This is a genomic window from Peloplasma aerotolerans (genome assembly GCF_030012175.1).
In the GTDB taxonomy this organism is placed as follows: Bacteria; Bacillota_I; Bacilli_A; order Acholeplasmatales; family Acholeplasmataceae; genus Peloplasma; species Peloplasma aerotolerans.
The window spans coordinates 1-15,423 of the sequence record NZ_JASCXW010000013.1; the positions used below are offsets into that span (position 1 = coordinate 1).

The 15,423-nt window shown below is 32.0% G+C and carries 10 protein-coding genes; all 10 read right to left on the reverse strand.

Annotated features, from left to right (window positions below; all coding sequences use genetic code 11):
• Nucleotides 1-295 precede the first annotated feature (295 nt).
• Nucleotides 296-853, reverse strand: coding sequence for a hypothetical protein (locus tag QJ521_RS04855; protein ID WP_282839310.1), 558 nt, complete (start codon nt 851-853; stop codon nt 296-298).
• Nucleotides 854-928: 75 nt separating this feature from the next.
• Nucleotides 929-2,500: an RIP metalloprotease RseP gene (rseP, locus tag QJ521_RS04860; RefSeq protein ID WP_282839311.1), complete on the reverse strand. Its 1,572-nt coding sequence runs from the start codon at nt 2,498-2,500 to the stop codon at nt 929-931.
• A gap of 3 nt (nt 2,501-2,503) precedes the next feature.
• Nucleotides 2,504-3,643, reverse strand: coding sequence for a 1-deoxy-D-xylulose-5-phosphate reductoisomerase (gene dxr / locus QJ521_RS04865; protein ID WP_282839312.1), 1,140 nt, complete (start codon nt 3,641-3,643; stop codon nt 2,504-2,506).
• Nucleotides 3,640-4,581, reverse strand: a complete 942-nt coding sequence (locus tag QJ521_RS04870) for a phosphatidate cytidylyltransferase (RefSeq protein WP_282839313.1) — start codon at nt 4,579-4,581, stop codon at nt 3,640-3,642. The genes dxr and QJ521_RS04870 overlap by 4 nt, the downstream gene beginning before the upstream one ends.
• Nucleotides 4,578-5,252, reverse strand: a complete 675-nt coding sequence (uppS, locus tag QJ521_RS04875; RefSeq protein WP_282839314.1) for a polyprenyl diphosphate synthase — start codon at nt 5,250-5,252, stop codon at nt 4,578-4,580. Before uppS ends, QJ521_RS04870 begins: the two co-directional genes overlap by 4 nt.
• A 139-nt stretch (nt 5,253-5,391) precedes the next feature.
• Nucleotides 5,392-7,854: an ABC transporter ATP-binding protein/permease gene (locus QJ521_RS04880; protein WP_282839315.1), complete on the reverse strand. Its 2,463-nt coding sequence runs from the start codon at nt 7,852-7,854 to the stop codon at nt 5,392-5,394.
• A gap of 4 nt (nt 7,855-7,858) precedes the next feature.
• The gene (locus QJ521_RS04885; protein ID WP_282839316.1) at nt 7,859-9,982 is read right to left on the reverse strand and encodes an ABC transporter ATP-binding protein/permease; all 2,124 of its coding nucleotides are present in this window, start codon (nt 9,980-9,982) and stop codon (nt 7,859-7,861) included.
• A gap of 161 nt (nt 9,983-10,143) precedes the next feature.
• Nucleotides 10,144-12,603, reverse strand: a complete 2,460-nt coding sequence (locus QJ521_RS04890) for an ATP-binding cassette domain-containing protein (protein ID WP_282839317.1) — start codon at nt 12,601-12,603, stop codon at nt 10,144-10,146.
• A 3-nt stretch (nt 12,604-12,606) separates the two neighbouring features.
• Nucleotides 12,607-14,724: an ABC transporter ATP-binding protein/permease gene (locus QJ521_RS04895; protein WP_282839318.1), complete on the reverse strand. Its 2,118-nt coding sequence runs from the start codon at nt 14,722-14,724 to the stop codon at nt 12,607-12,609.
• Nucleotides 14,725-14,865: 141 nt separating this feature from the next.
• Nucleotides 14,866-15,420: a ribosome recycling factor gene (gene frr, locus QJ521_RS04900; protein ID WP_282839319.1), complete on the reverse strand. Its 555-nt coding sequence runs from the start codon at nt 15,418-15,420 to the stop codon at nt 14,866-14,868.
• Nucleotides 15,421-15,423 lie beyond the last annotated feature (3 nt).

The following is a 15,423-nucleotide window of genomic DNA, read 5'->3' on the forward strand; positions in this document are numbered from 1 at the left end:
CTATCGCATGCCTGTCTCTTGGCGTGCTTTAATATTCTACCACTTGAACGTTGACTTTGTCAACACATATATAAACTTTTACTTATTTTGTTTTGCTGCTCAAGTGAGGTGCGCTTTTTGGAGCGACCTTTATCATTCTATAATATTCAGACACTAAAGTCAATACTTTTGACTATAAAAAAAAGAAATCTTTTCGAAGATATCGATTATGACTTCTTTTCCGCTTAATTAAGCGATTAATTATATGATGAATATAGAAATAAATTCTACAAAAATGTTGTTTTTATTATATTTGTCACGTGGAAATGGTTCGTTCTTTATACCATTGTTTGAAAAACATCCATAAACCAAGCTGAAAACCAATATAAAAGACAGATAATATTGACTCATTTAAGGTTTGTGGTTGATTAGCCATGAACATAAGAATCAGAATACTTATACAATATAGTATGGTTAACCCTATGACGAGATAACCTTTATGAGCAATACTCGTCCGATTTTGTTCACTAATTTTGAGTACGAACATAATCAAAAATGATATTTGAACAACCAATATAAGAAAACTTATAAGACTGAACACACCAATTAATGAAAATTCAATTAAGAAAAATCTTAAAATACCTACAACTGAAAAACCTAAAGACAACCATTTAATAAGATCACGATTTGTCAAAATGAGAAATATACCGATAAATCCAAAGATGAGTGTAAGATCTCCAAAACGGATTAATGCAGCAATCAATGGTTGCATTCTTTCCAATTCTAAAATGTTGACATCAATCAAATATAGCAGATGTGCAAAACCATTCATCAAACAAGAAACCAAAATAATCACAATCGGAAACTGTTTCAAATAAACGCCCCCATATATAAGTTGTATTTATTTTACCATTTTTTATAATATAAATAAACAAAAAAGGGATATTAATTATCCCCTAATAAGTCTCAATATATCATTATAGGTCACGAAGACGAACAATCCTAATAATAAGAAGAACATGACATTATTGATTGTGTTCTCTAATTTTTTATTCAATGGCTTTCTTGTAACTGCCTCAATCCCTAAGAAAACGAGTCTTCCACCATCAAGTGCTGGAATAGGAAGCAAATTCAATAAACCAATGTTAATGCTTAAGAATGCAGTAAATCCAAGTATTGCAACAAACCCTTGACTTGTCGTACTACTTACAAGTGAAAAGATACCTACAGGACCTGATAAATCACCAATACCTAAATTTTCAGATTTATCAAACAATAAACCTAAAGTACTAAATACTTGTCTCGTATTTGAATAAAATGCAACAAATGGATAACTTAGTGTATATCCTAGATTGAAATCTGCTGTTGGACTAACACCTAACTGAAAGAGAATACTTGGATGACCGAGTTTCGCTAAAGCACGTTCACTAATCATCGAATACTCAGCATCTAAAATTTCACTTCCTCTTAAATAGGTAATTACCAAATCTCCAGATGTTTCTCTGCGGAACACATCAATGATATCATCCCAAGAATTGATAACATTAGGAGTCCCACCATTAACTGTAATAGATTGAATCACGTCATTTGCTTCTAACCTACCATCCGTTTTAGCACGTCCAAAAGCTTGTCCAACAACTGCTTGATCCGAATAAATCGTACCATCTGCTGCTCGATTGGTTATACCTGCCATTTGAATAATTGCAGATACAACGACATCAGATTCTGTAAATGTTATTCCTTCACGCGTATAAGATAAGGAAAGAGAAACGGAATTTAGACTTCTCATGACATTTGATAAGTCATCCCAAGTGTTGATATTTTGACCGTTAATTACCGTAATGATATCACTTTCTTCAAGACCAATGGATTCTGCTGGAGATCCTACTGCAACATAATCAATTTCACTACTATCAGTATTTGGTTTTAACAAGAAGAAACCAACAATTAAAAATAAAACAAGTGCTAAAATAAAGTTCATCAATGGTCCAGCAAAAATAACTAAAAATCTTTGCCACAAAGTCTTGCTTTCAAAACTTTTTTCTGATGGGGTAATCCACATCTCTTTTTTATCAGTCATTCTATAAACTGCATCTCTTTTAACTGAATATCTTGTCGTTACTCCATCAACTTCAAGTTCAATATATAAAGGATCAAAGTCTTTACCATATAGATCATATGCTTTGACGATACCAATCGCATCATTAGGTAGTGCATCATTTAATATAATTTGACTAATGTGACCTTGTGAGTTGAACTTAACACCAATAACTTGTTCTTTTCTAATCAATGCATCATTAATGCTTTCTCCAGCCATCGATACATATCCACCAATTGGGATACCACGGATTGAATACATCGTTTCGCCTTTTCTCTTTTGGAAAAGAGCAGGTCCCATACCTATAGAAAATTCATGACATAATATACCAGCCTTTTTAGCAAAATAAAAATGACCAGCTTCATGAATTAATATAATAACCCCTAAAACGAGTATAAAAATAATTAAATCAAATATAAACATAAACTACCTCTTTCCATATGTAAGCAAAATGTGATTTTGAATCCATTCATCTGTTTGTATGATTTCATCTAGTGTTGGTTCCATTTTGTTTTCAAATTGATGGACTGTTTCCATCACAATATTTTCGATTTCTAAAAACTTAATTTGTTTTTTTAAAAATAACTTAACTGCAGCTTCATTTGCAGCGTTCATAACGGTTGGGAGCAATCCACCTTGTAAACCTACATCATAAGCAAGTTTTAATAGTGGAAATCTCTTAAAATTCATAGGTTCAAAACTTAGGTTTGTCAATTCAAGTTTTGAAGGATATTCATGTCTTTTAGGATAATACAAAGCATAAGCTATTGGTATTTTCATATCCGATAAACTTAAACATGCTTTAACCGTTCCATCTTTAAAATAAGCAAGACCATGAACAACGCTCTCTTTATGAAGAACTGTCTCAATTTGATGATAAGGCAATCCAAAGAGATGGTGTGCTTCAATAACTTCTAATCCTTTGTTCATCATGGTTGCACTATCTATAGTTATTTTATCGCCCATTGACCAATTCGGATGCTTTAACGCTTGTTCTAATGTAACTTCACTCAATGCCTCTCTTGAAAGGTCCCTAAATGACCCTCCACTTGCCGTTATAACAAGTTTTTCTATATCAGTTGTGTCTTCACCTTTTAAGGTTTGCCAAAGCGAACTGTGCTCGCTATCAACAGGATATAAATTAACTTGATACATCTTAATTAACTGATTAATAATATCTCCAGCCATCACAAGTGTTTCTTTATTTGCTAACGCAATATCTTTTTTAGATTCAATAGCTGCAACTGTAGGTCTTAGACCTGCAGAGCCAGAAAGCGCATTTAAAACAATACCCTTTTTAGGATATCTGGCAATCTCGATTAATCCTTCATCACCACCGACAAATTTTATGTAAGGGTATTGATCTTGAAAAGCTTTTAGATGTGTATGGTTTCTTAAACAAACAATTTCAACATTAGGAAATCGATCTAAAATAGAGCGATTCAATGTTTCTTGGCTTCCAAGAGAAATACCGATGATATTGAGTTCATTGTTACTTTGCTCAACAACTTCTAAGGACTGTAGCCCTATAGAACCAGCTGCACCTAAAATATATATATTTTTCATACGATAATTGCTGGAAACAATCTATAAATCAGTAAGAACACTGCAGTTAAATACATTGCGACAAATAAGACTGAATCAAATCTATCCAATAACCCTCCATGACCCGGTAGAATCGTACCAAAGTCTTTAATATTATAAGTTCTTTTTAACCTCGATGCAACCAAATCGCCTATTTGGGCTAAAATACTTGCTATAAAGGTAACTGGGACAATAATTAATCCTTGAACCCATAAAGGATTTCGTTCACCTAAACTAGAGAAATTATCGAGCAAGGTTTGTTCTCCACTAAGGTTTAGTAAATTACCCAACCAGGTGCCTGGATAGAAAACAGATCCATAAAACAGTGCAAAGCTAGACGCAATTACGGTTGCGAATATGGTTCCTGCAATCGCACCTTCCCATGATTTTTTGGGACTGATATGTGGTGCGAGTTTTCGTTTACCATATTTCATACCAAATATATATGCAAAGATATCTGTTGCTGAGGTAATCAACAATAAATAAACGATGAAGCGTACACCTAAGAAACGTAAAATAACGATTGAAGCAGCACCTAAACCTACATAATTAATAACTGTTAGTGCCTTACCTACATCTTCTCCATTGAAATCTCTAAATAATACAAGAAAGCTTAACAATATAATTGTAAAAATAGGAATTGTAATACTTAGCACTCCATTTGCTTGAAGTGGATTATGATCGACATTACCTAAAACACCACCGACGCTAAAAAACGTTCCTAATGTCAGTAATATGATGCCTACTTTTGGAAATTTTTGAAATTTCTTTTTACTTTCAAACATTCTAATCATTTCAAATGCTGCAATAACAACAAATAATGTCATTAAAACTTGAAACATTTCTAAAAATATTTCAATACTTACGATGGGTATTAAGATTGCAGCTAATATAATGCCTGTAACTAAACGATCTTTCATTTTAGACCTCCAAAACGTCGATGCCTTTTTTGATAACTTTTAATTGCCTTTAATAATTGTTTTTCACTAAATGCAGGCCAATGAACTTTGGTAAAATAAAACTCTGCATAAGATACTTGCCATAATAAAAAATTAGATAATCTTTGTTCTCCACTTGTTCTAATGAGAAGATCTACAGGTTCTTTTACCATAAGGTGTTTTTCGATATCTTCTTTGCATATAGGATGTTTACATTGATTGACTGCAGTTACCAGTTCATCGTAAGAACCATAATCTGCTGCAATTGTTAGTTCGAAACCTTCATTATCTTTTGTTTCTTTTTCAATCGTCTCCATAACTTCTAATAATGCTTTACTAAAACGATCTCTTCTACCTGCAAATGTAACTTTATAATCCAATTCTTCAATTCTATTTCTATTCTCATGGAAAAGCTCAATAGGTTTCGTCATTAAGTAGTTGACTTCATCTTCTGGTCTTTTCCAGTTTTCAGTGCTAAATGCATATACAGTTAATTTTTTGATTCCAAATTTTTTGGCAGCTTGAGCAACACGAAAAAGGTTTCTTCCACCTTGATAATGTCCGAAAGATCTTGGTTGTCCATATTTTTTTGCCCATCTTCCATTACCATCTAATATGATCGCAACATGTGTAGGAATATTTTTATCTATCACTCATAATCACCTTAATACATTATACCGTATTTGACTCACTTTTTAAATATTTAAAAAGATTTAACATATTTCTACAAAATAAGGAAATAACCTCTGCAATACATGACGATTGCAGAGATTATTAAATAAATAAGTCATATTAAATATCATAATATCCTAAAAGCTGTGCAGGAGACTTTCTAAGCAACATAAAGATTGGAATCATTCCTACAAGTCCAATAAGATAAATCAATCCAATACCGATAATCACTCCCCAAGTTGTAACAAGGAAATAATACGATTGTCCAATCAAAGTATGATCAATTCGATCTAAAAATATCGTAAACAATAGATAACTTAAAACACTACTTGCTGTTAATCTAACAAATGTTTCAACTAAATATTTCTTAAAGATATCTATTTTTTTAACTCCAAGTGCTCTATAAATACTGATTTCATGAATTTGAGAAGCAATTGAAGACTTCAGCATGAAATAAATACTTGTTACTGATAAGACGATTAATAAGATACCTAAGACAAGCATTGTTCTTAAACCTAATAAGAACACTCTACCTTCGTTAACTGCATTTTGATATGGCCAAGTTGGGATTGCAGAAATAAAGTTATTTTCAACTTGTGTGATTGTTCTTGCGGGACTTTGAGAATAAATGGATACTGTAATTTGACTAATCGTATATTGATATATTCTAAACGATATATCTTCATGTGGCAACAACAGTACACTGGTACTAAACTGGATATCTGAATCATAACTATAAATTCCAGTTGCACGAACAATGAAATCTATTTCAAATGATGCCTGATTCGAGAAATCGAATGATTCAAGACCTGGGAAATTTACGACATGATCTTCATGTACTAAGACTTCATAATAGCCTCTATTTGAATTAAACCGTGTTGGTAAATTCCCGACATATGAGAAATCTGGATCTTGATAAAACATTTCTGCGGATAAGAAATTATTCCCGTGATTTGAGCCTAAAAATACCATCGCTTCTTTTGCTGCATAAACTCTAGTTGCACCTGTATTAACGATACCAGTAATGATGAAAGGACGATCTGGCAAATATTGGTTTACAATGCGTTTCCCAATTAAACTCTGATCATTCCAGATACCAACTCTTTTTAATGTCGATCTTGATCTTGAAAAATCAGCTAAAACGATGCTTAAATCAATCGCTATTTCATTTGGATTTTCGGGTAATCGACCATAGACGAGATTGGATTCATCGATATGATCGACAAGTCCTAAGTCTGCAGTGAGAAAGTTATTTTGCACACCATCAATCGATACTGTATCAAACACAAATTGAGATCGTCTAAATACATTAATATAAAAGAGTTCGTCATCAGGTTCTTTAAGTGATTCTAAAATTCGATAATTAGGCCCCCCTGGAGCAAGACCATTAACGTATATATAATTTTCTTGATCACTAGCAAAAATCATCCGATTAGATTGTACATTATTGATAAATGGTATGCCTATTGCCATGACAATACCCATTAAGAAAAAGACAGTAATCATTAAATTCATTCGTTTCGATAGAGTGAAAAGACCAAAGAAAGATTCAATGAAACTCTTTTTGACTGAAATAAAGCTTTTATCTTTAGTTAACACTTTTTGTGGATTTAATTCCTCTAGATCAAATGATATTTCTGATTCCCATTTTTGTTCATCACTACTTTTAAATGTATTATCAATGCTAATATTAGCTTCGTTATTGATAATTCTAATGTTTTTAATAGGTTCGCTAACATCTAGATATAATGTATCATTTCGAACAACCAAAGTTACATGATAATCACTATCATCTTGATCACTTTCTCTATATGTTTCAATCTTCCAATTGTTTTGATCAATAGATGCATCTTTTTTCATATCTTTAAGATATAGAGTATTATCATCTATTTCATAATGAGAACTCTTTTCATTGATATAATCATTAGTAATTTGTCCATCTTTGATTTCAATAATACGATCAGCATAAAAACTAACTAAATTTTTCTCATGTGAGACTAAAATAACAAGTTTGTCTTCTGAAATCTTTTTGATGATATTCATAATATCAAAAGTATTTTTACTATCGAGATTACCTGTTGGTTCATCCGCTAAGATAACTTTAGGATTTTTAACGATTGCTCTTGCGATTGCAACTCTTTGTTGTTGCCCTCCAGATAATTGGGTAACGAGTCTTCCGCTGAAGTGATGCATGCGTAACGATTTCAAAATATACATGACTCTACGCTCGATCTCTTCTTCGTCGTGCAACCCTAAAATACGTAGTGACAAAGCTACGTTTTCATAAACTGTTAAATGCTGAATTAAATGATAGTTTTGGAATATATAACCGATTTCTTTACTTCTAAGTATATCCCATTCTTTTTCATTTCTATTTCTAACAATCTTATCACCGATAACGACTTCTCCACCAGATGCTTTTTCAAGACCACCGATAACATTTAAAAATGTTGTTTTCCCTGAACCAGAATGACCTAAAAGAACAACTAAACCTTTTTCTGGAAACTCAATAGAAACATCTTTTAGCACGTTGATTTTATTGTTGACGCCAAAGTTTTTGACGATATGGTTGACTTTAATCATCTCATTATACCTCCGCACTCTTGCTCAAGGTATCAATGACTGATATTTCATAAATACTTTGATGAAATTTAATCGGTATCATAATTGTCATATAAGAGAATACCATGAATACAATCAAGACATCAAAAACCCCTATATATCTCATGCTTTCTGCTATTGATGCTACGAAAAACATCAACGTAAAAACGAATATAACAGTCAGTATTGAACCAAAAATAATTTGAAATATTTGTTCTAAAAATACGAGACTGCCTAAGAATTTTTTGCTTGCTCCAACTGAACGATAGATTGCAAAATCCTTTTTTCTTGTTGCAATCATATTCTTAAAGACAGCTTTTAGTAATGTAAATAAGAGTAAAGCAACAATAACAATCATTAAGTATGATACAACGCGTAATATGTAACCAAAAGATGTGTAGTCCTGATTTTGAGCTAATGCATCATAATAAATGATATATGTATCTTGATCAATTGAATTAAGTAATCTTTGTCCATCATAACGATCATAAACATTTAAAACGATTTTATATCGATGGTCAAGACTTGTCATATAATCAACTAATTCATCATAGTTTTTTTGGTTTAAGCGCACTTCTGAAAAAGCTTCTGAAAATTGAAATGTGGCCAGTACATCTAGTTCAATACCGGTACCATATCCTGTTTCCATCGTCATGATAGAGTTTCTAGTGCCAGAATTTTCATAAGTCACATAAACAAATATTTCATCATCTTCTAATAATTCATCAACAATGAAAGTTCGATATGAGTTTCTTCGAACATTTTGGATACCATCATCATCGATGACATTGATTAAGATACGATTGACTATTGATTTAAAAACAAAAAATGAGTCTATAAAAAAGTCGTCATGAAAATAGACTGCACGGTTTACTGTGCTACTGATGCCTACAATAGTAAATATGAATGGTTCAAATGTAGCTGTTCTTAATGTAACCTCATCATGAATACCAACATCAAGATAAATTGATAAATCTTCAGAAATCATAATTTCTTCGATTTGATTTGGCAATCGACCATCAAGAATATCACTTTGATTCAATATAGCTGTTCGTTCTGAATAAATTCTAGTTCTTCCAATTGAAGTAAAAAGCCCTGCTATGGTTTCATAGTCATTAATCTCTCTAACATATCTGTGGTTAGCAAAAAAATCAATTTCATCTTGAGTGAATGCAGATTCATCAACTTTTTGAATAACTAATTGATGCTCACTAGCATCTAATGAATCAGGTAACAATCCACTTTGATGAAAAAGACTCGTTGTTGTCCCATAGATAAGTAAGGCTAAAAATACGAATACAAATTGTAAGAGCAACATAAATGTGAATTTTTTAGGTGAAGCAAATAAATTGCGGATTGCAATTTTTGCAGTTGTCACAAAATGAATGTGCTTTTGCTTAATTTCTGAATTTTCAATTTGTTTAGGTTTTTCTTTAATGAGTTTAATATCTTCAATAATTTCACCATCACTCATTTTGACTCTTCTTGTCGCATATTTTGCAACCTCATCAAATTGATGTGTAACGATGATAACGAGTTTATTTTCACTGATTTCATGAAGCAGTTTGATTATTTCTTCACCTGTTTTACTATCAAGATTACCAGTTGGTTCATCACATAAGATTGCTGGACAATCCTTTGCTAGTGCTCGTGCAATAACTGTTCGTTGTTTTTCACCACCAGAAAGCTTACTGGCTTTATGGTGAACTCGGTGGCTTAATCCAACACGCTCAATGATTTCAAGAGCTCTATCTTGTCTTGAAGCTTCATCATATCCTTGAAACTCAAGTGACAATAATACATTTTGATAAACTGTATATGCATCAATGATGTTATAGTTTTGAAAAACAAAACCTACATACGCTGCCCTATATGCTTCCCATTGGGCAATCGTGTAATGTGATGTAGGTTCACCAAATAGAAAAAACTCACCTTCTTCAAATGTGTCAAGTCCACTTAATATATTGAGTAATGTTGATTTCCCTGAACCACTTTCTCCAGTAATCGCAACAAACTCTCCTAGTTTAAAGTCAAGACTGATTTTACGCATCCCAACTGAAACTAATGTATTTGACTTATAGTATTTTGATACGTTTTCTAATCTGATCATTTCATCACCTTCATTTATGTCTTGCACCTTATATTCTACTATAAAATCGATGTTTTAAGGCGTTTTTTACATGAATTTTATATAAATATGCTTTTAATATAAAAAGCATTTGGCGCCATAGTTCAATGACACCAAATGTTTTTATGCACATGTTTTATTATTTAAATATCATAATAACTTAAAATTTGCGCAGGTGATTTTCTTAACAATCTATAAATTGGAATAACACCTACCAACCCAATCATATAAATGATGAGTAAACCTGAGACAATACTCAGTGGTGTTACAAGGAAATAATTAGCTTGTAGTAGAACTGCTAAATCAATTTTAGCTAGTACGTAGGTTCCTACTGCATAACAAATCGTTGAACTAAATGTTAATGTGACAAGTGTTTCAGCAATAAACCTTTTGGATATATCTCTTTTCTTAACACCTAAAGCTCGATAAATACTAATTTCATAAATATTGGCTGTCATCGATGACTTAAGCATAAAGTAAATACATGCAACTGATAGAACAATCAATAATACACCTAAAGCAACAAAAGACTGTAAACCCATTAAAAATACTTTTCCTTCTTTCATCGCTTCCATATAAGGTGAGTCAACTTGAACATTTCGATAACTGTCCTCAAGCGTTAGCATCACTCTTTGTGGGTTGTTTGAATATATATATGTTGTTCTTTGATTAATTGAATACTGGAATATCCGATATGCAACATCTGCATGATGTGTCAACATCAAGTGATCAAAATTGTTATCATCAGTATATTCATAAATACCTGTTGCAAAAATATTATAATCGAACTGATAACGACCATTTGAAAAGTCAAATGTTTCAAGTGCAGGATAAATATTAATATAGTGAGCGGGAACAATAACTTCATGTTCATTTACAATTGGATCAAATGGGCTAGGCATTTTTCCGTTTAATACCAAGTTTTCATCACCAATAAACATTTCAGAAGGCAAATAAGGGACCCCATTGTTCGAAGCTAGAAAAGCCATTGCTTCTTTTGCTGCGTAAAAACGTTTAGCTCCAGTATCAACAATACCCGTTATAACAAATGGTTTATTTGGCATATAAATATTAACAATTTCTCTTCCAATAATTTGTTTATAGTTCCAAACACCTACTGATTTAAGCATCGAATTTGAATTCGTATAATCTTCTCTAATTAAGCTATAATCAATTGCTAGCTCATATTGATTTTCTGGTAATCTTCCATATACGAGTTCATTTTGATGAATATGGTCATGAATGCCAATATCAGCATAGATTAAGTTTTCAACAAATCCTCTCATACTATAGACATTAAACCTTATATTACTAGTCGGATACACATTGATGAAAAACTCATGATCATTAATATTTTCTAATGATTCTAAAAATCGATAATTTGGCGTATTAGAAGCGAGTGAATTGACTCGTACATAGTTCGGCTGATCACTTAAATAAATCGCGCGATCCGACAATACGTTATTGATAAAAGGAACACCAATTGAAATTACTAATCCCATTAAGATGAAGATAAAGAACATAAGTCTTGTTCTTTTCTGCATCGAAAAAAGTTTATGAAAAGCGTCAGCAAAAGCTTTTTTATACGTCATGAAAGTTTTATAATATTTTGTATCATGCTCATCTTGTAATTCCTTGAGATCAAAATCACTGTATTGAACTTCTTCTAAAATATCAGCTTTCTTTTTTGTTTCATCAATCATAATATTACTGTCGTTGTTAATAACTTTAATATTTTTAATTGGACCTTGTGTATTTAAATATAGTGTTCCATTTCTTAAAATCAATGAGACTTTATAATCATGGAGTTTCACTTTTTCATCACTATAGACATTAAGATCCCAAGATTTTTCTTTGATTTTGATGTCTTCTTCTAAATCTTTAATATAGATCGTATTATCATCGACGACATATTGCGCAGATTTTTGATTCACGTAATCATTCGTAATGATACCATCTTTGATTTCAATAATACGATCAGCATAGTGACTAACGAGATCTTTTTCATGAGAAACAAGAATAACAAGTTTTTCTTCCGCAATCTTTTTGATAATGTTCATGATCTCAAAAGTGTTTTTACTGTCAAGGTTACCTGTTGGTTCGTCAGCTAAGATAAATTTAGGATTTTTAACTAATGCTCTAGCAATAGCAACTCTTTGTTGTTGACCACCTGAAAGTTGTGTGACGAGTCTACCTCTGAAATAAAACATGTTAACAGCTTTAAGTGTGTAAAATACACGTTTTTCAATTTCATTTTCATCTGTATAACCTTTAATTCTTAATGATAACGCGACATTTTCATAAACCGTTAACGCTGGAATTAAGTTATAGTTTTGAAACACATAACCGATTTCTTGGTTTCTTAAGAAGTCAAAATCTTTATCGCTATTATTTTTTAATATTTTTTCATCGATAATGATTTCACCTTGGGTTGGTCTTTCTAGACCACCCATAATATTAAGCAGTGTTGTCTTACCTGAACCAGAGTGACCTAAAATAACGACTAATCCTTTTTCAGGAAAATCGACAGTGACGTCTTTTAGAACTTTAGTTGGATTGTGTTTCATACCAAAAGTTTTGGATAATTGTTTTATTTTTATCATCTGTTACACCTCCAAACTTTTGTTCAAGGTATCAATGACTGATATTTGATAAATACTTTCATTGTACTTAACTGATGTACGTATCGTCATATATGAAAATACAAATAGGATGAATAAGATATCTCCAGCTGTAATGAACCTCATTGTATTTTGAATTCGTCCAACATAGATACTTGAGACCACAATCACAATCGCTGTTAATAGTGTTCCCAATAAGATTTGAATGATAATCTCTCTAAGAATTAGAGTTTTAAGAAATTTCTTGCTTGCTCCAACAGAACGATAAATAGCAAAATCTTTTCTTCTTGTTTCTAACATATTTTTAAATACAAAGCGTAATATGGTAAACATAAAGATTGCCACAACACCAATGACGATATATGATCCTACGGTTAAAGCAATCCCAAATGGAGATCCTTGAGTATTTTGTGTTAATGCAGGATAATAAACTATATATCGACTATGATCAATACTATTAAGTAGTTTTTCACCATCGAATCTATCATAAACATTGAGTACAATACGATGTTTCATTTCATCACTTGTAAAGTAATCAACAAGACCTTGATAAGTTTCTGTATCAACAATTAAGTCTAGTCTTGATTCTGAGAAGACAAATGTTGTTTCAAGATTTACACTTGCATGATCACCATATCCTGTTTCCATATATAAAACAGAATCTCTTATGCCATTATAGTTATATCTAGTATTTGCAAATGCTGTATTTTCAGGAAATGATTCATCATATGTAATATTTGAAAAATTAGTTGACATATAATTGTAGTTGACGTCGATATTTCTTACACCAGTATCTTGAATAATTGATTTAAATACAAACTCCTTATTTTCAAAGAAATCATCATGGAAGTAAGTTGCATTACTTGTTCGACTTGAAATGCCTGATACAAAGAATGTATACCTTAGTGAGCTTGCTGTTCTGAGTTCAACATCTTCATTAACTCCAACTCCAAGATAAAAAGCTAATCCTTGTGATAAAACAACTTCGTTTTCAACGAGTGGTGCTCTACCATCAACATAATCACTACTCTTTAATACCGCTGCTCTTTCTGAAAAGAAATCTTCTCTACCGATTCCTCTAAAAAGCCGACCAATAGTTTCATACTCATTAACAGCGATTACGTATTTTTTAGCTTTAAATGCCTCAATTTCTTCTATTGTAAATGGTGTACTGTCTAGCTTTTGGATTGTTAAACTGTGTTCACTTGCTGAAGAACCGCTCGGTATAATGACGTTGTCATGGAATAAACCTTGAATTGTCCCATATATCAAAAATGAAAGTATCACAAAAAATACTTGTAATAAAAGCATAAACATTAGTTTTCTAGGGGTTGCGATAAGGTTTCTAAAAGCAATGCGTAGTGTTGTTAAAAAACGGACATCTTTTTGTTCATAAAATAAATGATCGTTAGTAACAATTCTTCTTTCGTTAAGCTTAATATCTTCAACGACTTCCCCATCACTCATTTTAATGCGTCTCGTTGCATAAGCTTCAACTTCAGCATAATTATGCGAAACAAGAATAACCAGTTTATCTTTACTAATATCATGAAGTAGTTTGATAATCTCTTCAGCAGATTTGCTATCTAAGTTACCTGTTGGTTCATCACATATAATCGTTGGGCAGTCTTTAGCAAGCGCTCTTGCGATAACTGTCCGTTGTTTTTCGCCACCAGATAGTTTAACTGCACGGTGATGAACACGGTGTGATAAACCCACTTTCTCAATAATTTCTAAGGCGCGTTCTTTTCTTCTTTCTGGTTCATATCCTTGTAATTCAAGAGCTAACATGACATTTTGAAAAACAGTGTAAGAATCTAATATATTATAATTTTGAAAAACAAACCCAACGTAATTTGCTCGATAGGCTTCCCAATCTTCAATTGTATAATGTGAAGTTGGTTTATCAAAAAGGAAAAATTCACCTTCTTCAAAAGTGTCAAGTCCACTTAATACATTGAGTAATGTTGACTTGCCTGAACCGCTTTCACCGGTAATAACAACAAATTCACCCAGTTTAAAATCTAGACTTATCTTTCTTATACCAACTGCTACCAATGCATTTGTTTTATAAAATTTGGATACTTGTTCTAGTCTTATCATAAATTCACCTGTTTTTTAGTTATTTATTAATTATACATTTAACTAACATGAATATCAATACACGTTAGGTCAAAATGCACAATTTCGTTGGTATAATACAAAAAAAACTACACGCAAAACGCATGTAGGTTTTACTAATTTTTAGATTTTTAATAACTCTTCAGACTTGATCTTAACTTCCTCATCTATTTTTTTAACAAATTTATCAGTTAACTCTTGAACATCTTGAATATATCCTTTTTCATCATCTTCAGATAACCCAAGTTTCTTCATATGTTCATTTCCATCACGCCTAATATTTCTAATGCCTACTTTTGAGTGTTCACCCATCCGTTCAATTTCTTTAACGAGTTCTTTACGTCTTTCTTCAGTTGGCTGAGGTAAGAATAGTCTTATACCTGTACCATCATTTTGAGGATTTAATCCTAAATCAGATGCCATAATAGCGTGCTCTATAGGTTTTAATAACGACTTATCAAATGGTTTGATAAAAAGTTGGTTACCCTCGACGACTGCGATTGATGAAATCTGTTTTAACGGTGTATCAACACCATAATAACTGATTAAAATTCGATCAAGAAGTGCTGGGTTTGCTCTGCCTGTGCGTACACCTGCAAACTCTTTTTTCAAGACTTCTAGTGTTTTCGACATGTGATCTTCAGTTTCCATCAAAATTAAATCTGCTTGTTCACTCATTTG

Coding starts and splice junctions, on each gene's coding strand:
- frr (WP_282839319.1), bottom strand. CDS start 15,420: ATGAGTGAACAAGCAGATTTAATTTTGATGGAAACTGAAGATCACATG.
- QJ521_RS04885 (WP_282839316.1), bottom strand. CDS start 9,982: ATGATCAGATTAGAAAACGTATCAAAATACTATAAGTCAAATACATTA.
- dxr (WP_282839312.1), bottom strand. CDS start 3,643: ATGAAAAATATATATATTTTAGGTGCAGCTGGTTCTATAGGGCTACAG.
- QJ521_RS04880 (WP_282839315.1), bottom strand. CDS start 7,854: ATGATTAAAGTCAACCATATCGTCAAAAACTTTGGCGTCAACAATAAA.
- rseP (WP_282839311.1), bottom strand. CDS start 2,500: ATGTTTATATTTGATTTAATTATTTTTATACTCGTTTTAGGGGTTATT.
- QJ521_RS04895 (WP_282839318.1), bottom strand. CDS start 14,724: ATGATAAGACTAGAACAAGTATCCAAATTTTATAAAACAAATGCATTG.
- QJ521_RS04890 (WP_282839317.1), bottom strand. CDS start 12,603: ATGATAAAAATAAAACAATTATCCAAAACTTTTGGTATGAAACACAAT.
- QJ521_RS04870 (WP_282839313.1), bottom strand. CDS start 4,581: ATGAAAGATCGTTTAGTTACAGGCATTATATTAGCTGCAATCTTAATA.